Annotated in this window: 25 protein-coding genes and 1 tRNA gene; 12 read left to right on the top strand and 14 right to left on the bottom strand. The window is 73.7% G+C overall.

Features of this window, described 5'->3' with window-relative positions:
- Positions 1-636: 636 nt before the first annotated feature.
- The 5 genes from ACIO92_RS02240 to ACIO92_RS02220 form a co-directional block, all read right to left on the bottom strand.
- Positions 637-1,503: a GNAT family N-acetyltransferase gene (locus tag ACIO92_RS02240; RefSeq protein ID WP_366444285.1), complete on the bottom strand. Its 867-nt coding sequence runs from the start codon at positions 1,501-1,503 to the stop codon at positions 637-639.
- Positions 1,504-1,744: 241 nt separating this feature from the next.
- Entirely contained in the window at positions 1,745-2,644 is a 900-nt protein-coding gene (locus tag ACIO92_RS02235) for a hypothetical protein (protein ID WP_402280393.1), read from the bottom strand.
- The gene (locus ACIO92_RS02230) at positions 2,641-3,654 is read right to left on the bottom strand and encodes an SPFH domain-containing protein (protein WP_401236327.1); all 1,014 of its coding nucleotides are present in this window, start codon (positions 3,652-3,654) and stop codon (positions 2,641-2,643) included. The genes ACIO92_RS02235 and ACIO92_RS02230 overlap by 4 nt, the downstream gene beginning before the upstream one ends.
- A gap of 229 nt (positions 3,655-3,883) precedes the next feature.
- A complete protein-coding gene (locus tag ACIO92_RS02225) occupies positions 3,884-4,903 on the bottom strand; it encodes a DMT family transporter (RefSeq protein ID WP_401236325.1) in 1,020 nt (339 codons plus the stop codon).
- On the bottom strand, positions 4,900-5,730 hold the full coding sequence (locus ACIO92_RS02220; RefSeq protein ID WP_366444289.1) for a phosphatase PAP2 family protein: 831 nt from the start codon (positions 5,728-5,730) through the stop codon (positions 4,900-4,902). The genes ACIO92_RS02225 and ACIO92_RS02220 overlap by 4 nt, the downstream gene beginning before the upstream one ends.
- A 150-nt stretch (positions 5,731-5,880) precedes the next feature.
- Between ACIO92_RS02220 and ACIO92_RS02215 the strand changes: the two genes are divergently transcribed.
- Positions 5,881-6,483, top strand: a complete 603-nt coding sequence (locus ACIO92_RS02215; protein WP_366444290.1) for a TetR/AcrR family transcriptional regulator — start codon at positions 5,881-5,883, stop codon at positions 6,481-6,483.
- 29 nt (positions 6,484-6,512) lie between these two features.
- Positions 6,513-6,887 carry a DUF488 family protein gene (locus tag ACIO92_RS02210; protein WP_366444291.1) on the top strand — a complete coding sequence of 125 codons (375 nt, stop codon included), beginning with the start codon at positions 6,513-6,515 and terminating at the stop codon, positions 6,885-6,887.
- Between the two features lies 1 nt (position 6,888).
- Here ACIO92_RS02210 and ACIO92_RS02205 read toward each other — a convergent pair whose 3' ends face one another.
- A complete protein-coding gene (locus tag ACIO92_RS02205) occupies positions 6,889-7,500 on the bottom strand; it encodes a DUF309 domain-containing protein (protein ID WP_366444292.1) in 612 nt (203 codons plus the stop codon).
- Positions 7,501-7,660: 160 nt separating this feature from the next.
- On the opposite strand from ACIO92_RS02205, the gene ACIO92_RS02200 reads away from it, so the two are divergent.
- Positions 7,661-7,734 (top strand) — tRNA-Pro (locus ACIO92_RS02200).
- 424 nt (positions 7,735-8,158) lie between these two features.
- On the opposite strand, the gene ACIO92_RS02195 is transcribed toward ACIO92_RS02200, so the two are convergent.
- Entirely contained in the window at positions 8,159-9,214 is a 1,056-nt protein-coding gene (locus ACIO92_RS02195; RefSeq protein WP_402280397.1) for an AraC family transcriptional regulator, read from the bottom strand.
- Between the two features lie 160 nt (positions 9,215-9,374).
- Here ACIO92_RS02195 and ACIO92_RS02190 point away from each other — a divergent pair, with 160 nt between their 5' ends.
- The 3 genes from ACIO92_RS02190 (at position 9,375) to ACIO92_RS02180 (ending at position 11,870) form a co-directional block, all read left to right on the top strand.
- Positions 9,375-9,506 (top strand): hypothetical protein, encoded by a 132-nt coding sequence (locus ACIO92_RS02190; RefSeq protein ID WP_366444294.1) that lies wholly within the window; start codon positions 9,375-9,377, stop codon positions 9,504-9,506.
- An 89-nt stretch (positions 9,507-9,595) separates the two neighbouring features.
- Entirely contained in the window at positions 9,596-10,864 is a 1,269-nt protein-coding gene (locus ACIO92_RS02185) for a YcaO-like family protein (RefSeq protein WP_366444295.1), read from the top strand.
- Complete coding sequence (locus ACIO92_RS02180; RefSeq protein WP_402280399.1) at positions 10,857-11,870, top strand: GNAT family N-acetyltransferase; 1,014 nt, start codon at positions 10,857-10,859, stop codon at positions 11,868-11,870. Before ACIO92_RS02185 ends, ACIO92_RS02180 begins: the two co-directional genes overlap by 8 nt.
- 96 nt (positions 11,871-11,966) lie before the next feature.
- Here ACIO92_RS02180 and ACIO92_RS02175 read toward each other — a convergent pair whose 3' ends face one another.
- Positions 11,967-13,280, bottom strand: coding sequence for a tetratricopeptide repeat protein (locus ACIO92_RS02175; RefSeq protein WP_366444297.1), 1,314 nt, complete (start codon positions 13,278-13,280; stop codon positions 11,967-11,969).
- 420 nt (positions 13,281-13,700) lie between these two features.
- On the bottom strand, positions 13,701-14,285 hold the full coding sequence (locus tag ACIO92_RS02170) for a TetR/AcrR family transcriptional regulator (protein WP_366444298.1): 585 nt from the start codon (positions 14,283-14,285) through the stop codon (positions 13,701-13,703).
- Positions 14,286-14,385: 100 nt separating this feature from the next.
- Between ACIO92_RS02170 and ACIO92_RS02165 the strand changes: the two genes are divergently transcribed.
- Positions 14,386-15,450, top strand: a complete 1,065-nt coding sequence (locus tag ACIO92_RS02165; RefSeq protein ID WP_366444299.1) for an alpha/beta fold hydrolase — start codon at positions 14,386-14,388, stop codon at positions 15,448-15,450.
- Between the two features lie 328 nt (positions 15,451-15,778).
- On the opposite strand, the gene ACIO92_RS02160 is transcribed toward ACIO92_RS02165, so the two are convergent.
- Positions 15,779-16,405, bottom strand: coding sequence for an isochorismatase family protein (locus ACIO92_RS02160; RefSeq protein WP_402280401.1), 627 nt, complete (start codon positions 16,403-16,405; stop codon positions 15,779-15,781).
- A gap of 201 nt (positions 16,406-16,606) precedes the next feature.
- On the opposite strand from ACIO92_RS02160, the gene ACIO92_RS02155 reads away from it, so the two are divergent.
- Entirely contained in the window at positions 16,607-17,077 is a 471-nt protein-coding gene (locus ACIO92_RS02155) for a MarR family winged helix-turn-helix transcriptional regulator (protein WP_401236311.1), read from the top strand.
- Between the two features lie 167 nt (positions 17,078-17,244).
- On the opposite strand, the gene ACIO92_RS02150 is transcribed toward ACIO92_RS02155, so the two are convergent.
- From ACIO92_RS02150 to ACIO92_RS02140, 3 genes are all read right to left on the bottom strand, one after another.
- Positions 17,245-17,415: a hypothetical protein gene (locus ACIO92_RS02150; protein WP_402280404.1), complete on the bottom strand. Its 171-nt coding sequence runs from the start codon at positions 17,413-17,415 to the stop codon at positions 17,245-17,247.
- Between the two features lie 100 nt (positions 17,416-17,515).
- Positions 17,516-18,160, bottom strand: a complete 645-nt coding sequence (locus ACIO92_RS02145) for a TetR/AcrR family transcriptional regulator (RefSeq protein ID WP_366444303.1) — start codon at positions 18,158-18,160, stop codon at positions 17,516-17,518.
- A complete protein-coding gene (locus ACIO92_RS02140) occupies positions 18,157-18,828 on the bottom strand; it encodes a DUF998 domain-containing protein (protein ID WP_366444304.1) in 672 nt (223 codons plus the stop codon). Before ACIO92_RS02140 ends, ACIO92_RS02145 begins: the two co-directional genes overlap by 4 nt.
- 604 nt (positions 18,829-19,432) lie before the next feature.
- Here ACIO92_RS02140 and ACIO92_RS02135 point away from each other — a divergent pair.
- The 4 genes from ACIO92_RS02135 (at position 19,433) to ACIO92_RS02120 (ending at position 21,486) form a co-directional block, all read left to right on the top strand.
- Positions 19,433-19,810, top strand: coding sequence for a hypothetical protein (locus ACIO92_RS02135; RefSeq protein ID WP_402280406.1), 378 nt, complete (start codon positions 19,433-19,435; stop codon positions 19,808-19,810).
- Positions 19,811-19,916: 106 nt separating this feature from the next.
- Entirely contained in the window at positions 19,917-20,318 is a 402-nt protein-coding gene (locus ACIO92_RS02130; protein WP_366444306.1) for a peptidase inhibitor family I36 protein, read from the top strand.
- A gap of 289 nt (positions 20,319-20,607) precedes the next feature.
- Complete coding sequence (locus ACIO92_RS02125) at positions 20,608-21,240, top strand: TMEM175 family protein (protein ID WP_402056135.1); 633 nt, start codon at positions 20,608-20,610, stop codon at positions 21,238-21,240.
- A 90-nt stretch (positions 21,241-21,330) separates the two neighbouring features.
- Positions 21,331-21,486 carry a DUF4157 domain-containing protein gene (locus ACIO92_RS02120; RefSeq protein ID WP_402280409.1) on the top strand — a complete coding sequence of 52 codons (156 nt, stop codon included), beginning with the start codon at positions 21,331-21,333 and terminating at the stop codon, positions 21,484-21,486.
- Between the two features lie 175 nt (positions 21,487-21,661).
- Here ACIO92_RS02120 and ACIO92_RS02115 read toward each other — a convergent pair whose 3' ends face one another.
- Positions 21,662-22,873 (bottom strand): hypothetical protein, encoded by a 1,212-nt coding sequence (locus ACIO92_RS02115; RefSeq protein WP_366444308.1) that lies wholly within the window; start codon positions 22,871-22,873, stop codon positions 21,662-21,664.
- Positions 22,874-23,241: the final 368 nt, after the last annotated feature.

Genomic DNA, 23,241 nt, shown 5'->3' with positions numbered 1-23,241 from the left:
CGGGGGGGGGGGGGGGGGGTGGGGGGGGGGGGGGGGGGGGGGGGGGGGGGGGGGGGGGGGGCCGGCCCCCCCCCCCCCCCCCCTTCCCGGTGGAAGACCGCCCGCGATCGGCCCAGTTGGCGGGCCTGCCGGGCCGACCCGGCCCGAAGGGACCCCGGCCGGGGGCGGGGTGGGTGCGCATCGGGCCGGGTCGGCCCGGCTCGGCCGCGTGAGGTCCGGCCCTGCCCGGTCCCGTCGGGCTCGGCTCGTATCCGCTCGCATCGGCTCGCTTCGGTCCGGCCCGGTCCAGTCGGCCTCGGCCCGCACCCTCCCAGCGCAGCTCCACCCGGTCCCGGCAGGCTCGGCACGTGCCTGCCCGGTCCCAGCCGCGTTCGGTCAGGCCGAGCCCGTACCCGCCCGGTCCGGTCCCGCTCGGCCCGGCTCGCTTCGGTCCCGCCCGGCCCGGCCCTCCCGCGATTCCGTCGGGCCCGGCTCGGTCCCGCCCGGTCCGCTCCCGCTTCGGTCCGGCCCCGTCCCCGCTCGCTCCGGCCCGGCCCGTCCACTCCGGCCCGGCCCCGGGCCGCTCGGATCACGCGGGTCGGAGCGCCCGGGTCGGAGCGCCTTGTCCGGACCGGGCCGCTCGGACCGCCCTCCAGGTCAGCCCAGTTCGAGGGTCGTGACCCCGAAGATCCGCTCGCGCGCCACCGGACGCACCGGGCCCGTGTACATCCGGGCCGTCTCGAACGTCGGCCGCAGCCCCCGCTCCTCGGCCAGCCGGGCCGCCGCCGGGTTCGACTCCGGCATGTCCACCGCGATCCGGTCCGAGCCGAAGTCCCGCGCCTCGGCGGCGAGCGCGTCGAGCAGCGCTCCCGCGTCGGCCGGGGTGTCCGCGAAGAGCGGCCCGATCCGCGCCTCGTCCCGCGCGGGGCGGACCACCCCGTACCCGACCGGCCGCCCGTCGGCCACCCGCACCAGCGCGCGGTGTCCGGGCGTCGTCACCCAGGCGGCGAGGAACCGCGGCCGGTCGGCGTGGTGACAGGCGGCGTCGTACGCGGCGAGGACGGCCGGATCGATCCGGTCGGCGGGCACGACCCCGGTCACGGGAGCGTCGGGCGCCGGGACCTCACCCACGTAACGCGCCGTCCGGTACGCGGTGGCGAAGCCCGAGCGCCGGTAGTTGTCCTGCTGCGCGGGCACCCCGTCGAGCCCGATCGCCCGCCCGCCCGCGTGCGCCAGCGCGGCCCGCCAGGTGGCGAGACCGTGCCCGTGGCCGCGCAGTTCGGGCCGGACGAGGTAGAAGCCGAGGAACGCGTACGCGTCGTCGTAGGTGACGACCGAGATCGCCGAGACCGGCTCCCCGTCGACCCGGCCGAGGAAGAAGCCCCCGGGGTCCTGCGTGAAGAACGCCCCGGCGTCGGCCAGCCCGGGGTTCCACCCCTCCTCGGCGGCCCAGGAACGGACGAGTTCCCAGTCCGTGACCGTGGCGGGCGAGACGGACAACGAGCCGGAGGAGACGGAGACCATGGGGGATTCCTTCGACAGCCGGGGAGCGGGCGGCGGACGTCCGGTCGCTGGAAACCCGGACAAAGCGCGCCGAGCATAACGCCGTACGGCCCCGGTCCCGCCCCCGGCCGAATGATTCCGGCCGCGCCGTACGGACCCCCGGGAGGGTGCCCCGCGAGGGTGCCCCGGGAGGGCGTCGCCCGGCCCGCGAGGCCCGGCCGTCGCCCGTCGCCCGTCGCCCGGCACCCGTACGAGGGGCCGCTCAGGCCACGAGCCGCAGCCGTGTTCCCGCGACCCCGAGCCGGATCGTCTGGCCCCACGTCAGTTCCAGGGCGTCCGACTCGACACCGTCGCCGAAGACCACCAGCCGGTCCGACTCGACGGTGAGCCGCAGCCCCCGGCCCCGGTCGAGCAGCCCCTCCACCCTGCTGGTCCCGGTGGCCGGGGACGGCCAGGCCTCCCGTACGAACCAGGCGAGCCGGGCGTCGGCGGGAGCGGGCAGCGCGAGCGCGCTGGAACGCTGTTCCCACAGCGACCGCAGCCACCCGGTCGCGCCCGTCCCGGTGCCCACGAGCACCCCCGACGAGGCCTGCGGCTCGGGCGGGACCCCGGGCGCGTCCTCGTCCAGTGTGTAGCGGGCCGTCTGATGGCCGCGCGGTCCGACGTAGATCTCGTTGAGGGCCAGGAGCCGCTGGGCGTCGTCGGTGACGGCCTCGACCATGGTCAGCTCGTCCACCGCCGCCCCCGCCGTCACCGCGTGCGGAAGGAGCCGCCGGGCCCGGTCGGCGCGGTGCCGGACCAGGACGCCCGGATTCCGTCCCGGGTCGGCGTCGATCCCGACGACGGGCTGACCCGTCAGGTACTTCGCCGTGTTGGCGACCAGCCCGTCCTGCCCGACCACGACGACCACGTCCTCGGGCCCGAACGGGAACCGGTCCAGGTCGGCCCGCTCCACCCGGGTCCGCCGCCAGGACAACGGAACCGCGCCCGCCACCTCGACCAGCGCCCGGCGGGCCCGCTCGTGCCGCTCGCGCACGGCGTCCACCGAGCGGCCGCGCGCGGAGAGGAAGAACGCAGCCTGCCCGTGCGTCCCGTGCCGGGCGAGCAGCTCCTCGTACTCCGTGGTCCGGTGCACGAGCACCGCGCGCGGCGCCAGGCTCACGACCCGGCCCCGGCTCCGCCCTCGCCCAGTCGGGCGAGCAGTCCGGTCAGCACGTCGGGGGAGAGCGTCAGGTGCTCGATCCGGGGCAGGTTCTCGGCCGCGCGGCCCACCGCGAGCGCGTGCAGGGTCGCGGGCGGCACCTCCGTGTGCGCCGCGAGCCACGCGGACCGCGCGGCGGCCCGTGCCGCGCCGACCTCCCGGGCGGCCTCCGCCTTGGCACGGGCGAGGCGGACCTTCCGTACGGCCTCGGCCTCGGCTCGTACGGCGTCGGCGGCGGCGTTCTCCTCGGCCTCGCGGCGGGCGTTGGTGCCGCGCTGCTCGACCAGCCGTTCCTCCTGCCGGGCCAGCTCGATCTTGTTGGCCAGCTCGTTCTCGGCGATGGCGCGTTCGCGTTCGACGGCCACCGCGCGCCGCTCGTAGGTGGCCCGGTCGGCCTCCTGCTGGATCTGCTCGCGGGCCGGGGTGCGCAGGGCGCGCTCCACCTCGGGCTCGGGACGGAGCGCCACCACCCGTACGGAGACGATCTCGATGCCGGTGGCGGGCAGCCGGGGCTCGGCCGCGAGCCCGGCGGCGACACGGTCGCGGACCGCGGCGACGCCGTCCACGAGCGCCTCGGCGAGCGCGGTGCGGGCGAGCACGTCGAGCGCGTGCTGCTGGGCGGTCCCGGTGAGGAGGGTGGCGATCTGCTCCAGCGGGGTGCCGCGCCAGGCGCCGGTGCCGGGGTCCACGGAGAAGTCGAGCCGGGCGGCCGCGGCCGCCGGGTCGCCGATCCGGTAGGTGACGGTGGCCTGGACGCTGACGTCCTGGAAGTCGGCGGTCCTGGCGTGGAAGGCCATGGCCAGTTCGCGGTCGTCCACCGGGACCTCGGAGAGGGCGGCGGTCAGCGGGCGGAACCAGAAGCTCAGCCCCTCGCCCTCGTGCACGAGCCGCCCGCGGCGCTGGTGGCGGATGTGCGAGGTGGGTGCGGAACGCAGATGGCGCCAGCCCGCCCGCCGGGTGATGTCTGCCATGAGGAAACCCCCTTGTCGTCATGATGACGATAGAAGGTTCCGTTGATTGTCGTCAAGGTGACGAATTCGGGATTCCGGATCGTTCCCGCCGGGCGCCGCCCCTGCCCGGGTCCTCCCCCGATGCCCTCTTCTCCCCCGGCTGGCGACCGGCCTTCTTCCCGGGTCGGCTGTTCCTGGGCCCGCTCTTCCCGGGTCCGCTCTTCCCGGGTCCGCGACCGTCCTCGCCGTCTCAGCCCGCGACCGGCGCGGGCGAGGCCTCCACGTCCGGCAGTGCGAGCGAGGGGGCGACCGGCCCGGGGAAGCCCCGGTCGGTTCCGCCGGGGGCCGGGGCGCCGGCGGCCGTCGCGCGCGGTGCCGGGACCGGCCGGGAGCCCCCGGCCGACGCGGCCGGGTCCGGCGCGCCCTTCGTCAGGAGGACCACCCCGCGCGCGGCGACCAGGGCCGCGGCGGCCGCGGCCGCCCAGCCCCAGGCGCCCGCCCGGAACGTCTCGCCGAGGAGGGCGACGCCGATCACCGCCGCGGAGGCCGGGTTGGAGAGGTTGACCACGGCCAGTGGCGCCGCGAGACCGCCCCGGTAGGCGGCCTGGGAGAGCAGCAGCCCGCCCGTCGCGAAGCCGGAGATGAGGAGCGCGAGCAGCGCGGTCTGCCACCAGGTCGGTTCACGGCCGGGCAGTTCGAGGGCGAGTGCGGCCGTCAGGGTCTGGGTCAGCGCCGAGGCGACGCCGGAGGCGAGCCCGGAGGCCGTCGCGTGGCCGAGCCCGCGACGGGTCCTTCCCGGCGCCCGGCCGGTGGACAGTACGGCGATGAGCAGCGCCGTCGCCGCCGCGACGGCGAGGGACTCGGAGAGGGTGAGGGCCTCGCCGGGTGCGGCCGGACCCGTCACCGCGACGAGCCCGACGAGACCGGCCAGGGTGCACAGGGCGCCGCGCCACTCGGTGCGGGTGACCCGGCGCCGCGCCGCGTACGCCCCGAGCGGCAGCGCCGCCACCAGGGTCAGCGCGCCGAGCGGCTGGACCAGGGTCAGCGGCCCGTAGTGCAGGGCCACGACGTGGGCGAGGGCCCCGGCGGCGTTGAGTCCGACGGCCGCCCACCACTGGCGCCGGGCGAGCAGCGCGCGCAGGGCGCCGCTTCCGTCCCGGGCGGGGGAGGCGGCGGCCAGCCGGGACTGGGCGACGGCGGCGAGCGCGTAACCGGCGGCGGAGACGAGCGAGAGCAGCACCGCGAGGACGGTGCCCGAGCCGGGGCTCATCGGAGGACTCCGGCGGGGAGGGGGGTCGTGCCGAGGGTGCGGGGCACCGGCGGCGGAGCCGTACGGCGGCCGGGCGCGCGGACGGCGAGCAGGGCGAGGCCGAGGAGCGCGGCGGCGGCGAGCGCGTCGAACCAGTAGTGGTTGGCGGTGCCGACGATGACGATCAGGGTGAGCAGCGGGTGCAGCAGCCAGAGGAAGCGCCACCGTGACCGGGTGGCGGCGACGAGACCGATCGCGACCATCAGGGCCCAGCCGAAGTGCAGCGAGGGCATGGCGGCGAACTGGTTCGCCATGGAGTCGGTCTCCGGGGTCGCCGCGTAGACGGAGGGCCCGTAGACGCGGGCGGTGTCGACGAGGCCGCCCGCCGCCAGCATCCGGGGCGGCGCGAGCGGAATCAGCAGATGCAGGGCGAGGGCGGCGCCGGTGAGCAGCGCGAGCACCCGGCGGGACCACACGTAGTGGGCGGGGCGGCGCAGGTAGAGCCAGCAGAGGAAGGCGATGGTGGCCGGGAAGTGCACGGCCGCGTAGTACGTGTTCGCCGCCCGTATCAGGGTCTCGCCGTGCAGGAGGAGCTGCTGTACGGCTCCCTCGCCCGGGAGGTGGAGGGCGCGTTCGGCGTCCCAGACGCGGTCGGCGTTCCGGAAGGCGCGGGCCTCGTGGCCGTTGGCGAAGAACCGGCCGAACTTGTAGACGAGGAAGAGCGCGGTGACGAGCAGCAGCTCGCGCACGAGCGGCGGCCGGGCGGTCCCGTCGCCGGGGCCGGGGGAGGACTTCCTCCCCGGTCCCGCAGGACGTGTGCCTCGTATCCCGCGTATCCCGCCAGCCATCGTGCGGCCCTCTAATCCGTCAAATCGCCAACAAACGGAGTGAGCCTAGATCCGAATTCATCGAGACGCAAGCGTCTCGATACGTTTGCGTCTCGATTGTGCACCCCCTACTCTCGTATGTGCAGACAGAGGTGTCCGGGAGAGGGATCGATGTCCACAGAGGCCGCTACCGCCGCAGCCCGCCGCAGCAAGATCACGCCGGAGCGCGAGACCGAGCTCTACGACGCCGTCCTGCGCCTCCTGCGCGAGGGCGGATACGACTCCGTGACCATGGAGGGCGTCGCCGCCCGCACCAAGTGCGGCAAGGCCACCCTCTACCGGCAGTGGGGCACCAAGCCCAAGCTCGTCACCGCCGCGCTCGCCCAGCGCCGCTGCACCGTCTTCGCCGGGATCGACACCGGCACCCTCGCCGGAGACCTCCGCGAGGCCGGCCGCATCGCCGCCTCCCACCGCGAACGCGACGCCGAACTGATGGAAGCCGTCGCCCAGGCCTTCATCCAGCACCCCGACCTGCGCGCCGCGCTCCGCGAGACCGTCATCGCCCCCGAGGTCGCCGCCATCGACGCGATCGTGGCCCGCGCCGTCGCGCGCGGCGAGGTCGCCGCCGACAACCCTGCCGTCGAGTTCGTCGCCCCCTGCTTCATGGGAATGCTCCGCATCGAGCGGATCTTCGAGGAGCGCTTCACGGACGCCTCCACCATGCGGACCTTCGTCGACGCCGTCCTCCTTCCGGCGCTGCGCGCCGAGCGCTGAGACCCGGCACGGTCCCGCACCCTGGGGCCATGCCCCCACACAGCCCCGACGTCCGCGTCCGCCGCGTCTACGAGACCCCCTCGCCCGACGACGGCGTACGGGTCCTCGTCGACCGCCTCTGGCCGCGCGGCCTCGCCAAGACCGACGCCCGCATCGACGAATGGCCCAAGGCGCTCACCCCCTCCACCGAACTCCGCCGCTGGTACCACGGCCCGGACGGCACGTACGAGGAGTTCCGCCACCGCTACGGGGCCGAGCTCACCGCCCCCGGCGCGGCCACGGCCCTGGGCCGCCTGAGAACGCTGGCGGCCCAGGGCCCGATCACCCTCCTGACCGCGACCAAGGACCCGTCGACCAGCCACACCACGGTCCTGCGCGAAGCCCTGGAGAGACCGGACGCATAGCTCAGGCGAGCGGCCGGAGGAGCCGGGGGGAGACGGCGGCGGGATCGACGGGAGCGCCCTGACGGCCGTCACGGTCGTCGGGGGCCGACGCTCCACCGCCGGTGCGGAGGGGAGGCGCGAGCCGACCGCCGTCCACGGGAGCGGGAGCCGCGAGTCCACCACCGTCCGTACGGGCGGCCAGGGCGCGGGCCCAGTCGACGAGACCGTCGACGTCGATCCCGTACGGCTCCGCCGCCGCGCGCCCCGGACCGCCCGCGAGGCGGTCGGCGCCACGGCGCAGCAGACGGGCGCCGCCGGGACCGTTGCCCCGGGCGGCGTGGGTCAGGCCGACGGCGAGCTGGGCGAGCCCCTGCCACAGGTCCCGCTCCGCCCCGGGCCCCGACTTCCAGGCGTCCTCGAAGACCTCGTGCGCGTGGAACGGCATCCCGGCGTCGAGCAGCCGCTGCGCCTCCCGCAGGGTCTCGGCGGGCTCGCGCACCACGCCCTCGGGCTGCCGGGCCACGCCCTCGGCGCCATGGGGAAGGGGCCGCCCGAGACCGTCACGGGGCCGCGCGTTCCGCGCCCGCCCCGCCTCGTCACGGTCCCTGCCACGGCCACTCGCTGTCGGGTTCACCCGCCCATTGTCCCGCGCGGACCCGAACGGCCCGCCGCCAGGACCCCGCCACCCCCGCCCACCGGGACCCCGTGACAGCCCGTGCGTCATCGCACCCGCCGGAGTGAGGTAATGTTTTCCCTGCACGCCGACGAGGGAGCAACACCCCGGAGGCAGGCATCGGGACGTGGCGCAGCTTGGTAGCGCACTTGACTGGGGGTCAAGGGGTCGCAGGTTCAAATCCTGTCGTCCCGACTTTTCGAAGTCGGAGTTCAAGGGGCCGTATCAGAGAGATCTGATACGGCCCCTTGATCGTTCTTGGGGGCCAGTCGGGGACCGGCCCGCCCTGACCCGCGTCAGTGGGCGCGGACGATCGGGCTCGGCGGGGTCCTGGGTGCGCGCTCCGCGCTGAGCCGGACGCAGGCGTTGAGGTCGCCGTACTCGGCATCGCGTAGCGGTGTCCGTGTCGCTCCTCTGCCCCTGGACGTGGACAGCATGGCCGACGGCGGCTGATCCCGGCAGCGTGTCCGGGCAAGGGCGCGTCTCCCGGCCGAGTCGCACGTGGACCCGCGGCCGACCCGACGGGGTTCCACGGGCGGGCCGTCGCGTTCCTCGGAGTCATCGTGCCCGTGGGGGCCTCGCCCGCGTCCCACGGCTCCGCAGCCCGCCGCCGCCACGGTCATCGCCACTCCTGACGCCCCCTGGCGTCCTGCCGGGCCGCACCCGGCTCCGCCCTGCCCACCCACGGTGGTTCAGCCGTCCGGGGATCCCGGGCCGCCTCCCGGTACCGGTGGGGGGCGAGGCCGGTCGTACGTTTGAAGGCGTTGCTGAAGGCGCTCTCGGAGCCGTAGCCCAAGGACGAGGCGACGGCCGCGACGGGTGTGTCCTTCGACCGCAGGATGTGCTGCGCCAACCGCATACGCCAGGCGTACAGGTAGGCCAGGGGCGGCAGACCGACGACCTTCTTGAACCGCTGGGCGAAGCTGGTACGGGACATGGCCGCCGCGCGGGCGAGCTCGGCGAGGGTCCACGGGTGGGCCGGATTCCCGTGCATCAGGAAGAGGGCGGGGGCCACGCGTTCGTCGGCCAGGGCCCGTAGCCGGTCCGGCGGCCGGGCGCCTGCGTGGGTGCTGCTGTCGTTCAGGAAGGCGCGCAGCACCTGGACGAAGAGGAGCCGCGCGAGGTGTTCCGCGGCGACGGCCGCTCCGGGGGCGTCCGACCGCATCTCGCGCAGCGTCTGCTCCATGAGCCAGCAGGCCGCAGGCGCTTCGGCGGTGGCCGCGTCCACGCGCATCAGCGGCGGGAACGCGCTCAGCAGCAGTTCCCTGCCGACGTCGTTGAGGTCGATGTGGCCGCCGACGGCGACGACGTCCTGCCCCTCGGCCCCGGCGTGCAGGAAGCCCCCCGCGGCCGTCCGCACCAAGGGCAACACGTCGACCGGCGGCACGGTCGGATCGCTCGCCAAGGTGTACCCGCGCACCCCGGAGAAGACGGCCACGTCACCGGCGGCCAGCCGGACGGGGTGCTCGATGCCGTCTATCACGAGCCACACCAGGCCCTTCAGCACGGCCTGCACCTTGAGCCTGCCGGGGGCCGGAAAGGCGAGGGCCCACTGCCCGGCGGCGGTGATTCCGCAGGACAGGGCGCACCGCGCGTCGATGAGTCCGAGCGTCCTGGCGAGGGGGTCCGCCCAGCCTGCGGAGCCGGGGAAGCGGGCGGACAGCGGTGCGGCCATGTGCGGACTCTGACGCAAGTCGTCCGGACGGACAAGCATTCACCAGGGCCTCGGCCGTCCGTGACGATGGAGGCGGGAGGCCACCCGGTGACGGGCCCGGCCCTCCGTGCCACGGCCCGCGGACCACGCGGCCGATTCCCGGTCTCAGGAGGTTGTACTCATGGGCGGATTCCAGGATCGCGACAAGTTCCACCCGGACGAGGTAGTGCTGTCGCCCGCCGAGCAGCAGGCCCTCGCCGATCTCGCGGACAAGGGCCAGGGCAACGCGGCCGCGTCGCCCGACGAGAGCTGACGGGCACCACGGCCGCCGGACTTCGTGGAGGGGCCCCGGCGGGAGTCGACCCGCCGGGGCCCCGTCCGCCCGACAGACGGGATCCCTCCGTGACCAGCCCCACCGTCCACACCGGTCTCCCCCAGTCCGGAGAGCGGGCCCTCCCCCTGGCCGAGGCGCTCGCCCGCGCCCGGTCCGCTGCCGCCGCCCTCTCGGTCGAGGTCGACCTGGCGCCCGTCCTCGACGGCAGCCCCGGTACGTGGCGGTGCGTCCTGCGCCGCGACGGCCGGGACATCCCCACCGGTCTCGGGCTGGGCAAGGGAAGCCGGGACGAGGCCCGCACGGGCGCTCTGTTCGAGGCCCTGGAGCACTATCTCTGCGGTGCCGACGGGCTGGAACCGGCGGACATCCACCTGGTCCGGGCCCACGACCTGGCCGGTGGTCCACTGGCCCGGGACCTGGCCGTCCGACTCCTGGGCGAAGGCCCGGACGACTCCCTCGGATGTCTGCGGTACCGGTCACTGACCGGCGAGCCGGACACGGACGTCCCTCTCTTCCTCTCCATGCCGGAGTACCTGCGGACGGCGGGCGCGCGGGCCCGCCGGGACGCCGGGGACACGTACGACTACCGGGTGGTCGGCCGCTACTCGGTCAACAACGGCTGGGCCGCGGGCGCCGACCCGGTGGAGGCCACCGTCCACGCCATCAACGAACTGATCGAACGGGACGCGCTCTCCCTCCTGCTGGTCGGTCAGTTCCTGCGCGACCGGCCCGACCGGCTGAGGGTCGTGGACCCGGAGACCCTGCCCGAGGACGTGGCCGCGCTCCTCGACTCGGCACGTGCCCACACGGGCCGCCGCCCCGACCTGATCGAGATGACCACCGACCTCGGCGTACCCGCGTACACGGCGTACCTGCCCGCCCCGCCGGGGCGGCCCGCCCGGATCTGTGGCTGGGGGGCGTCGCTGTCGCGCCGGTACGCCATCACGCGCGCCGTGACCGAACTCGTCCAGCTCCACAGCACGGTGGGCCTGCGCGAGCGGTACGCGCACCTGCTGCCCGAGCAGCGCGACGACACCGGCCCGTACCCGCGACTACGCGCCTGCTACCTGTCGGACTTCACCGCCGCCCTGTCGCTGGCCGAACTCACGCCCTACCGCGACACGGTGGCTCCGGACACGCCCCGGGGTCACCTCGACCGGCTTCTCGCGCTCCTGAGGGGGCGGGGCCTGTCGGTGTACCGGCGCGACCACCACGTCACGCCGGACCTCGCCGTCGTCAACGTGCTCGTGCCGGGACTCGAACGGTTCATGCTGGTCACGGACGGACAGGTCGTCGTCCCCGGGGAGCGCGGGACGGCGGTGCTCGGCCGTGACTGAGACGCGGTGGCGCCCGCTCGCCCTCACCGACGCGCCCCGGCTCGCGGAGATGCTGTCCGAGTGCGCGGTGGCCGACGGGGGGACCGGCCTGGGCACGGACGACGTCCGCGAGGCCCTGAGCGCCCCGGGCATCGACCTGGGAACGGGAAGCACCTCGCTCTGGTGCGGTGGCGCGCCCGCCGCCCACGCGACCGTACGGGCCCGTGAACACGGCAGCCCCGCACACCGGATGACCCTCGACCTCGCCGTGCGCCCCGCGTACCGGACACCCTCGCTGGTCCGCCTGCTCCTCGACCGGTGCCGGACCCTCGCGCTCCGCCGTCACGGCGAGCTGTACCCGGGCGCCCCGCTGGAACTCCACGTGCGAACCCGCCACGGACAGGCGTGGCTCGTCGAGGCACTGGACGCCACGGGCTACCGGCGCGAGCGCGCGTACTGGAGCATGAGGCTGGAGCTCGGGGCTTCCGGGCCCCGGTCCGTCCCCGTGCCGACGACGCCGCAGGGCACGACGATCGTGCCCTTCGACGACACCTTCGACGGGCCCCTGCTGGAGCTCCGCAACGAGGTCTTCACCGGCAACTGGGGCAGCGTCCCCATGACGCCACGCACGTGGCGCCGTTCCGTCACCGGGAGCGCCTACTTCCGGCCCGCGTCCTCGTTCCTCCTCCTCTCGGACCGCCACCGGGAGATTCTCTGCTACCTGCTGTGCACCGAGCCGACGGACGGGCGGAGTTCCCGGGAGCTCTATCTCGCCAACGCGGGGACCCGGACGGCACTCCACGGCCGGGGCCTCTACCGCGCCGTCTTCACGCACGCGTTGGTCCGGGCCAGGGCCGACGGCTACCACCGGGCCGTCCTGGACGTCGACGCGACGAACCCGATGGCGTCCGGCGGCTTCTACGGCCGCATGGGCTTCCGGAGGTGCGGGACGTGGACCACCCACGTCCTGCCGGTGACGGCTGCGCCGCCCGGCGGAGGCGGCCCCTCGGCCCCGCCCCCCGGGTGAAGCCGGGAGGCCGCCGCTCCGGCGCCCCGCGAGCGCGCGCACCGGACATCGTCTGCCCCGCCCGCCGGGCGGACGGTGCCACTTCGACGACAGCCCTCAGCGTGCGGCGCCCATCTTCCCTTCGTACTTCTGGTACTCGCGGACCGCCCCGGCGGTGTCCCGTTCCTGGCTCAGGGCCACGGTGCGCCGGTCGATCCAGCGGCGCAGCGGGCTCTCCTTCCGGGCGACCTCGTCGCGGTCCAGCAACTGGAAGGTGGACGTTCCCAGCGGGTCGGACACGGCGGCCTGCATGTAGGCGAGGCGGGCCGCGTCCATGTCGCCGAGATGCTCCAGGCACTGGCCCAGCATGAAGTGGGCCAGGTGCGTGACCTGGGGACCCAGGAGAGCGGCCTTCCGGTAGGCCTTCACCGCCTCGGGGATCTTCTCCCGCTCGACGTACACCTGACCGAGCGTGAGAAGCGCACGCGGTTCCGCGGGCATGTGCCGCGTGAGGCCCAGCGCGTACCGCTCAGCCCGTTCGAAGTCTCCCAGGACGAGCATCTCCTTGGTCCTGCTCTCCAGCAGGGCGTAGCGCAGCAGGCCCCATTCCGCCCGGGTCGCGGGGTCGTCCCGCCGCATGAGGGCGCAGAAGTGCTCCGCCCGGTCCATCTCCCGGGACATGGCCGCGTGATCGCCGACCAGCTGGGGTGCCAGTGCCGCGATCCGGTGGTAGCGGCTGAGGAGCTTGTTCCGTTCGTGGCCGACCGCGTCGGAGGCGTCGACGGACCGGGCGTGCCGCTCCAGGTGGCGAGGGAAACCCGGGACGTCGTCCTGCATCTTCACGCTGACGCTGCACAGCAGGTAGGTCGCTTCCACATGGGCCCAGGAGCCCGGTCTGGCCCGGTCCCGCACCGTGCGCAGCTCCGTCGTGGCGGCGCTCGTCGGGCCCCCGTCGATGGCTTGGGCGTACAGTGCCTGACCCCGCATGAAGGCGAGGGCGGCGGTGTCGTCGTCCAGCCGGGTGCCGGACGTGGTTCCGGGCCCTGGCTCGTGGCGGAGCACCGACGCGTGCAGCCCCGCCCGGTGCAGTGCCCACAGCACCCGGAGCCGGGCCGGGCCGTCGAGACCGGCGTACCGGTCGAGCTGTTCGCAGAGCGTCCGCCAAGCGGGCGTGCGCAGGGCCGGTGCGAGTCCGGAGGGCTCGTCGAGCAGGTATTCCGGGGTCATCGCGTGCCGCACGATCTCGCGGCGCACCGACGGCGGGGAGATTCCGTGGACCCGGGGGTACGCGTCGCTTTCCTCGACCAGTGACCGGACCGCCAGCGCCAGTCCCTCGACGGCGGAATTCCCGTCCGCCTCCCAGTCGCCGAAATCGAAATAGGGGCGGTAGAGCCAGCCGACGAAGGTCGTCGTCACATCAACGCGCGGCATGTTCTTCCTTCCTCGGCCGCAGGGGCGTGGCCGACGGTCGGCCACGCCCCTGACCCCTTCCGGACGGAGTCCGGTTACAGGGCTTCTCGGGTCGGTCGGTCGGTCGTCAGCGTGCGGTAGGGAATCACCTTCATGGTGTCGCCTTTCGCTCCTGGGGCGGCGAGGAACGGGTCGTGGCCACCCCGCGGGACAGGACAGCCAGACGGTATCCCGGCGGTAAACGGACCGCATCCCGGGGAAAATGCGCCTGGCCGCGACGGCGATCGATCGCCTTCGCCCGGCTCTCTCCGGTGGTCTTCGCCTTCGCCCTCACCGTCGGTCTCCGCGACGACGGGCCGGTGCGTGTCGTGGGTCCCGGTCCATCACGGTCCGGCGTTCCGGGCGCGACTCCTCCGCCGGGTGTGCGGCCCGGTGCGGTCGTCAGGGCGTGGGGTCGGCCAGAAGCAGGTCGACGAGCCGGGCGGTGAGGCGGTCGTCGACGGGCCGGCGGGTGAGCAGGGCCCGGAAGTGCAGGGGGGCGATGAGGGTTTCGAGGAGGAACGCGGGATCGGTGTCCCCGGGGAGCTCTCCGCGCGTGACGGCCCGGTCGATCATGATCCGCGCCAGGTCGAACCGCGACCTCCAGAACTCCTCGCGGCTTTCGGCCAGGGCCTGGCCGTCGGCTGCGGCGGCCAGGGAGCGGACGAGGGCCTTGCCGAAGGGGCTGTCCAGGTAGGCGGCCAGCGAATCCGAGAAGGCGATGAGGTCCTCGCGCAGGATCCCGGTGTCCGGGATGCGGAGCTGTTCCTCGCTGTAGGCCAGGAGCGCGTCGACGACGAGGTGTTCACGGGTGCCCCATCGCCGGTAGACCGAGGTCTCGTGCACGCCCGCCCGACGGGCGATCTCGGGGATTCCGACCGCGTCGGGGCCGTGCTCGGCCACGGCCCGCAGGGTCGCGTCCAGGACGGCCCGGCGGACCCGCGCGGACCGGCCGCCGGTCCTCCGGCGGACTTGCTCGTCGCTCACCCCCGCAGGTTATCGCAGGACACTTGCGTTAGTCGATGAGGGGCGCTACTTTCCGAGTTAACGCAGCATTACTGCGTTAATGATCCTCGGAGGAGGCGTGATGTCGTACCAGTGGCCGCTGGAGGCGAAGGAGCTGTTCGCGGAGCGGTACCCGCAGATGGCCGGTGCCGGTCTGCCGATCCCGGACGTGGACGCGGTGCGCGCCGCGATCACGGACATGTGGGCGGACGAGCCCGGCGGATGGGCGCACGAGTGGTCGGCGCTCGCGGCGCGGTACGCCACGGCCGGAGCGCACGGCCTCTCGGCGCTCGCCTACGGATGGGCGCGGTTCCCGGCGCCGGCCGACGAGGCCAAGCGGGCCGCGCTGGCCCGCCAGACCGAGCAGTACCTGCTCGCGGCGCCCGGATTCGAGGTGGCCTTTCGCCGGGACGTCCTCGACCTGCCCTACCGGGGCGGTGCCACGCGGGTGCCGGTGCACGTCTTCACCCCGCCCGCCGCCACGGGGAAGGAGCCGGTGCTGCTGGTCAGCGGCGGTGTCGACAGCTGGAAGATGGATCTGCACGGTCTTCTGGTGACGCTCTGCTCGCACACCGGTCTGCCGGTCGTCGCCTTCGACATCCCCGGGACCGGTGACTCGCGGGTGCCGATGGCCCCGGACGGCGCGGAGATCGTCCGTGGCCTGATCGGCCACGCCCGGACCCTGGGCGACGGCATCGTCGTGCACGTGGGTGTCTCGATGGGAGGCCACTACTCCGCCCGCTCCGGTCTGGCGGGAGAGGCCGACGCGGCCGTCGTGCTCGGTGGCCCCGTCGAGGCGGCGTTCTCTCACGGGCGCCTCGCCCGGTTCGGGATGGACGGCATCGTCGGCAACGCCCTGGGCTACGACCGCCCGCCGAGCCGCGACGATCTGTTCGCCGCGCTGGCCGCGTTCTCGCTGAGGCCCCTGCTGGACCTGGACGGTCAGACGCCGATGCTCGTCGTCAACGGCGCCGACGACGTCCACGTCCCGCAGGAGGACACCCTCGTGTTCGAAGGCCGCCGCGACACCGAGGTCCATCTGCTGCCCGGGACCGGGCACTGCGCGGTCACCGAACTCCCCGAGGTCCTGCGGATCGTCTCCGAGTGGCTCCCGCGGACCCTGTCCACGCTCCGGGCGGCGCGGTGACCGCCGACGCGATTTCCGCCGCCTCCCTCCCGCGCCGTGGCAGGACTCCCCGCCGAGGGCCACGCCTTCTGCCGTGACCGCCGGGTGGCCGGATGCCGTCCGCTCTCGTCGAGACGGTCTCCCGCGGGGCCGACGGTGCCGTACGCGTGGCACACGTGGCGTCCCGCCTCCCCGCGCCCGCCCGTACGCCCTCCTCGGCCGCTCGTCGTACCGCTCCGTCGGCGGCGAGTGCCCGATGCCGGGCCGTGCGGCCAGGCGCTGGGCCACCGGCCACGGGGCGTCGAGGAGGGAAGCCTTGGGCGTCGCCCCCGGCCGTCCGCCGTGGCCGTCAGGACCGGTGGGCGGCCGAGATCTGGCCGACCAGGACGGCGAACGGCATGTCGAGGGCGGCGTAGACGGCGACCGACTCGGGGGCGGTGTTGTCCCCGAGGGCCTCGACGACGAGGGTCGCGTAGTCGCTGAGGATGACGCCTGCCTGCTGCATACGCGCAAGCCCGGCCTCCCGCTTGGTACGGCTGAAGGTGCCGGAGGCGTCCACCGCCACGTACGCGTCGTAGCCCGCCGCGGTCGCGGCGTACGCGGGCAGCGCCGCGCACACCTCCAGGGACACCCCGGCGAAGATGAGCTTCCGGCGGCCGGTGGCCTCGATGGCCTCGCGGACCCGGTCGTCGTGCCAGGCGTTGACCGAGCTGCGGTCGATGATCTTCTGCCCGGCGGGAAGCGCCTCGACCAGTTCGGGTGCGGTGGGTCCCCACATGCTGTCGGCCGCCGTGGTGGTCACCACCAGCGGGATGCCGAGCGCGGTCGCCGCCCGTGCGAGCGCCGCCACGTTGTGCTTCAGCTCGGCCACCGGGATGTCCCGTACGCCCGAGAGCAGGCCGACCTGATGGTCGACCAGGATCACGGCGGCGTTCTCGCGGGTGACCGGCTCCAGGTACTTGCTGCGCGCGCTCATGTCTTCTCCTCGGAAGGATTTAGTCACTGACCTTGATAGTCAGTTTTAGTGACGACTTTGAATCTAGGGGAGCATCACCCGTATTGCAAGGGGGAGTTGGCGCGGTGCGGGCCACGGGCGGCCGGGCGGGTAAACTCGCCGGTCGGGCCGCCGGGGTGGAACGGCGGAGGCGGGACGGAAGACGAAGGGAAGGTGGGGGCGTTGACCGGCCACCGGCAGCCGGAACCGGAATCGGGGCCGGACCTGGGGGTGCTCACCGCCCGGATCCTGTTCTCCGTACAGCGCGAGCTGTTCGCCACGCTGGCCGAGCGGGGCTTCGACGACATCCTGCCGCGCTCGGGAGCCGTCCTCGCCCATCTGCGTCCCGACGGGATCCGCGCCAGTGAGCTGGCCCGGCTGTCCGGGCAGCACAAGCAGGTCGTCGGCACGCTCGTCGACGACCTGGAACGCCTCGGCTACGTCGAACGCGTCCCCGACCCCGCCGACCGGCGAGCCAAGCTGGTCCGCCCCACCGAACGCGGTCTGCTCCAGATGGAGACGGCCACCGCCATCATGCGCGCGATCGAGGGACGGCACGCGGAGTCCCTTGGCGAGGAGGCGTACGCCACCTTCAAGGACGCGCTCGGTCAGGTGGCGCGGACCCGGGGCGCGACGGCCGAAGAGCCGGGCTGAGCCGGAGCCGGGGCGTCGTCGGTCCGGAGGCGGTGGGCGTCGGTGCGCGACATGGCCACAGCGGCGAACGGGCTGTCGGCTCCGGCCGTGTCGACTCCCGCGGCCCGGGGAAGCGACCGGCCCCGGCGGGGGTCGAACCGACGGGCTCCATCGCCGCCGCCCTCGCGTCAGTGCCGACGGCGCCACTGCTCCTCGGCGATGGCGTACTCGACCCCACGAAGGCCGGTGTTCGGCGGGAAGCGGCCGGGGTCGGCGTCGAGCGCGATCCGATGCTCAAGGTGCTCCTCGGGCAGCGGGACCAGGTGAAGCCGTTCGGTGCACAAGGTCGGTTGTGACAAGGCCGGGACCGTTCTCATCGGTCGTCCGAGGGGTGAGGGATGAGGGGGCAGGGGTCAGGGGGCAGGGGTCAGGGAGTCGGGCGGCACGGGCGGGGGCGGGTCAGGGGTGCTCGGGCCAGACGGCCCGTCGCATCTGCTCGTCGGTCATCGCCCCGGTCCGCTCCACGGGGTCACCTTCGAGCCCGAATCCGGCGAGCAGTACCTCGGCGTACCGGCGCCAGTTGCCGGGGGCGAGCTTCTCGGTCCGGTCGGCGACGGTCCCGAGCATGTAGAGCACGTTGTACGCGTCCGAGCTGGTGAAGTCCGCCCGTACGGCCCCGGCCGCCACCGCCCGCTCCACGAGCCCGTCCATCCGGCGGCCGAGTTCGTCCCGCATCTCCGCGATCTCGTGCCGGTCCCGGCTCGCCTGCCCGATGATCACTTCGAGGGCGGGGTCCTCGGCCCGCCGTGTGGCCGCCGCCAGCAGGTAGTGCCGCAGCGCGGGGCCCGCACCGTCCTGTCGCTCCGCGTCCGCCGCCAGCCGCAGGAAGGCGGTGAACCGCTCGGTGTACAGGGCGTCGATCACCGTCTGGAGGTCGGGGAACCGGCGGTAGACGGTGCCGACGCCCAGTCCCGCCTCCCGTGCGATCTCGTTGAGGGTCACGGTGGCGCCCCGCTCCGCCAGCAGGAGACCGGCGGTCGCCAGGACCAGCTGACGGTTGCGTTCCGCGTCCGCGCGCAGCGGGCGGTGAGTCTCTGGGGTCATGCCGGGACATTCTCCGGCATCGAGGGCCGCCGGGCACGGCGGGTGAGCAGGAGCACGCCGGTGACGACGCTCCACAGCAGCCACGAGTAGACACCGGCCCGCTCGAAGATCCCCGCGGTGCTCTCGGACATCCCCACCAGGGCGACACCGGCGATGCCGAGCGCGCCGACCACCACGCTGAACACGCGGTACGCGGTGGGTGGTCGAAGGCTCCTGAGCGCACCGGCCAGGATGACGACGGTGTTGGCGCTCAGGATGCCGACGCCCGCGCCCCCGATGTGCAGGGCGAGTCCGTGGCTCGGGCCGCCGGGGGAACCGTGGAACAGGCCGACCGCGACCATGCCGACGCCGTGCGCGACGGCCAGCGCCATCACCACGCGCCGGGCACGCCCGTCGAGCAGCCGGGCGAGCAGCACGACGCCGATCGCGAACAGCACGCCCTCCACCATGAACGAGGTGTTCATCAGGGCATGTCTCGGCGAACACAACTCACGCCCCTGGAACTGCGTGCCGCAGTCGGGCACGCCCAGGTCGCTGATGTAGTTCGTCGCGTAGCTGTACACCGGGTTCTTCCAGGCGCCCGCCGTGACGGCCTCGGAGACCACCCACTGCACGGCGTCGACGATCAGGACGACCGCGCCCACGGAGAGCCAGGTCCCGCGTGACATGGGAACTCCTTCTGCAGGGGGTGTGAGGTCTCCAGTCCACCATAAGCGGATAGATTTATCCAGTTAATCGGATGCCTGCTCGGCGGGCCCTGGTGACGGCCCAAGGCGACGGCGGCGTCCGTCGGCGCCGACGGCTTCGTGCCCTCCTCTTCCGTTCCGGCTCGGACGACATGCCCGTCCGTCCGGATCGGGGCGGCGCGCACGGCCTTCCGGTCGTCCGGGACGGGACGTGCGGGACGTGCGGGCCGTGGGCGACAGGGGCGGGGCCCGCTTCCGGGAGGCTGTGGAGAGCGGCCCCCTGCCCCGCGCCGCGCGCGTCCCGGGCCGTCCTTGCCGACGGCACCTTCTCCGCCCGGTTCGAGGACGGTGTCCGGCGCATCCTGGGCCCCGGCCGGACCCCCTGACCGGACGGCCCGCCCCGCCACCCCTCCGCTGTGCGGGCGTGTCCACGCCGTCCGAACTCTTGTCTTCGGAGGCCCACTTGGAGAAAATTCTTTCTGATGCTTTCAGCAAGAACATGCGGCATCGCGTCATGAGGCACGTCCGCACACGGGCCCGACGCACTCCGACGTCGGGCTCCTTCCCCCAAGGAAAGGACACGTTCATGTCGTTGTCGAGGAAGATCAGGCGGCGGCTGGCCGCAGCGGGTGCCGTGGGAGTCCTGGCCGTGTCGGCGGGCCTGGTGGCGACCGCGCCCCCGGCGACCGCCGCGCCTGCCCGCGCACTGGCCGGCGTCTTCATCTACGCCAACCCCAACTACTCGATCCCGGTGTACCCCGGCGGCGCCCCCGTACAGGTCGCGAACCTCAGCGGCCCGGCGCAGGACAGCGTCTCCTCCATAGGCAACAGCACGGACCTCCGCATGTGCTTCTACGAGCACGGGAACTACGGCGGTCTGGAGTTCAGGATCGGCCCCGGCGAGTGGTGGGCCACGCTGCCCGGGTGGATCAACGACAAGATCTCGTCCTACCGCCCCTGCTGACGAAGGCGATCCGCACGGCGTCCACCGCACTCCGCGCGCTGGCCGAGCCGCTCGTTCCGGTGCCGGAACGGAGGGAGCGGACAGCGCACCGACCAGAAAGGCAGCCATGCGTCCCGGAGCCGAAGTCAGGATCTCCGTCCTCTCGCACACCAAGCGTCGGCTGGCACTTCTCGGCGCTGTCGTCACCCTCGCGGCCTCGGCCGGTGTTCTCACGAACGCGGCCCCCGCCGAGGCCGCCGGCTGCATGGGGAACGGGCGCAGCCTGTGCCTCCGGCAGCACGACAACTACGGGGGCTACTCCCTCCCCTTCAACATGCCCAACGTCGACTCGAACCTCGGCCAGTACCAGGACCAGGTCTCCTCCATCGTCAACGACTCGCAGTACTCCATCTGTTTCTACGAGCACCCCGGCTACGGAGGGCTTGAGTTCAGGATCGGCCCCTGGGAGTGGTGGCCCACCCTTCCGGGGTGGATCAACGACAGGATCAGTTCCTTCCGCCCGTGCTGAGAAGGCGGGACCGGCTCGCGTGACGTCGGTCCCCGTGACCCGGATGTGGTCATGGGGACCGTGAGCGGCGGGGCCGCCGCCACAGACGGACCGATCCCGAAGGCACCCCGATCCGGAGGAGGGCCGACTTCCCCGGATCGTCGGCGGGCGACGGTGATCCTGTGGACGCCGGGTGCCGGGTGCCGGACGCCGGAACCTCGGCTGCTCGGCAAGTGAACTCGGCAAGTGAGGTCGCCCATGCCGTGGTCGATGCGCCGCGGTCGGGGCACGACGCCTTACTGTCGTCGACATGACGGAGCCACGGGCAGAGGCGCATCCACATGAGAACGCTCAGGGCACGGCGCGTCTGATCGCTCTCTCCGACGGGGTGTACGCCATCTCGATGACCCTGCTCGTCATCAACGTGGCGGTTCCCGCGCATCTGGACGACGCCGCGTTCCACCAGGCCCTGAGGAACGTGCTGCCCAGCCTCGGTGCCTTCGCGCTCAGCTTCACCCTCATCGCCGGGTTCTGGCGCGACCACCGCCGTATTCTCATCGGACCGCCCGCCGAGACGATCGTGGTCACCCGACTGGTCCTGCTCGGCCTCGGTCTGGTCGCGCTGCTGCCCTTCCCCACCGGGCTCCTGGCGGCGTACGCCTCACAGCCCGAAGCCGTCGCCCTCTACGCGGGTGCCATGGCCGCGATCCACGCGGTGCACGCGACCTTGCTGCTGCTCACGCGGAGCCTCGTACGCCCCCTGTCCGCCACTGACATGGCCCGACGCCGTCTCACCGCCCAGCTCGGTTCCAGGGTCCTGATCTTCTGCCTCTCCATTCCCCTGGCGTTCGTCAGCACCACGGCGGCCATGTGGTTCTGGCTCACGCTCGTCCCCGCCCACCACGTCCTCGCCCGGCACCGACTCCGGCTTCCACAGCGGTGAACCGCCCGGGGGAATCCGGGACGGTCGACGCCCACCACCGCGACCGCACCGGGACGCCCCGGCTCGGCTCGGCGCTCCACCGCCCATGACGTGCTGCGCGCTCCCGGCCGCCGCCGAGGTCGGTGCGCGCGCCTCCACCTCCGGCAGCCATGTCGTCATCGGGAAGGCGGTGGCGACCGGCACACACTGGCGCATGAGCTGACCCACGTCAGCCAGCAGCGCCAGGGGCCGGTGGCGGGCCCCTGACCGCAGGCGACCGGTCCTTTCGAAGGCGGTCGAAGGCCGGCCTGTCCCGACCGCGGTCGGGTGGCGGCTCCAGCCCGGGGTCCCCGGCGCCTCGCGGACGATGCGCCGGGGACCCCGGGAGGCATTCCTTCACCCGATCCTCTTGCCGGAGCCCCCGTCGAGGCGGCGGCGGGCGTCAGCGCTTCCAGACGGTCGCACGCCAGGCCGTCGCGTTGCCGACGCCGTCGGTGCCGACGGCGAATCCGGCGATCACTCCGGCGTCGTTGATCGCGAACGCCGCGGCGTAGGGACCGAGAGGCGACGGCGGCAGCGGGACGACCGTACCGTCGGGCTTCCACAACAGGGCCTTGTCCAGGGCGGGGTTAGCGGCCGGCCACGCGTACCCGACGGCCGTCCCCCGGTTGTTGATCGCCAGCACCTCCCCGGCGGCTTCCGCGGGATTGGCGAGCACTGTCCTGGTGCCGTTCGCGTTCCAGCGGGCCGTGTCGCCGTTCGGGTTGTCCTCCAGCGAAGCCCCCACGGCGGTGCCCGCCCGGTTGACGTCGTATCCCCGCCCGCGCCCGGCGTCGCGGACGGTGCCGTCGGCCGCCCACACCAGGACCCGGTCGTACTCCGTGCTCCCGGCGAGCCGTCCGTGACCGAGGACCACGCCGTTGTCGGTGATCTGGCGCGTCTTGGCTCCGACGAACCCCGCCGGGAGGGGCAGCGCCCTCACGGCACCCGCCGCGTTCCAGCGCACGGGGTGCGCGGGGCCATCGGTGCCGTCACGCTTCTCGGTCCACCCGACCGCCGTGCCCGCGTTGTTGATCGACGTCGCGGTGCCGCTGTCGTCGCCGGGCAGCACGGGCAGGTCGGTCCTGCTGCCGTCGGACTTCCAGCGCAGGGGGTGGGAGCGGTTGTTCTCCTCGGACGCGTCGCCGACCGCGACCCCGGAGTCGTTGACGGCCGACGTGTTACCGCCGCGAGACCCGTCGGGAAGCGTCAACCGTGTCGGGGTTCCGCCCGGTGTCCAGCGGACGGGGTGGGAGGAGGCCGGGTCGTCGTAGGAGAGGCCGACCCCCCATCCGCCGTCGCTGAGCCCGGTCGCGCGGCTGAACCGCTCACCGGGCAGCGGTGCCAGGCGGGTGTAGCCGGAGCGGCCGGCGTTCCACCGGAGCGCGAATGGACCGACCCAGTCCTGCCCGTAGTACTCGCCGATGACCGTGCCGCTGCTGTTCAGCCCCCTGACGAAACTGTGAACCCCTCCCGACGGCACCGGGAGCAGCCGTGCGGTCGGCAGTTGTCCGGCGGGTTCGGCCACCGCCACGGTCGTCGGGCTCAGAAGGAGCAGGGCGGTTGCCGCCGCGGCGGCGAGGGTTACAGGTCGGGGAACGCGCAAGCGGGCCATCCGGACACTCCTGCTCTCGTCAATGACATCGACGTACACGTGCATGGGCATTTCGGTCTCTTCCAGGCCGACGGAGGGCCCGCACTGCAGTTCAATTTTCCGATTCTGCTGACCTCTTGGCAGCCCGATCTTCGAAACGACTGGATTCGTACTCCGTTCACGCTCCGTTCCACCCGCTGTCCCACACGTCTGCCCGCTCCACGGACGAGTTCGGCCCCCGAGCGAAGGAGTCCCAGCAGCACTTCTGGCCCCACGGCGACGATCGCGTCCGACGGTCGGCGAGCCCCTCCGCCCGCCCGAGCGCGGCAGGAGACCGCGGCGGTTTCCGGCCATCCGCTCGGCCTGAGGAGCCGTTGTCCTACCACTCT

Source organism: Streptomyces sp. NPDC087215 (assembly GCF_044744885.1).
GTDB lineage: Bacteria > Actinomycetota > Actinomycetes > Streptomycetales > Streptomycetaceae > Streptomyces.
This window is presented reverse-complemented; position numbering and strand designations above follow the sequence as displayed.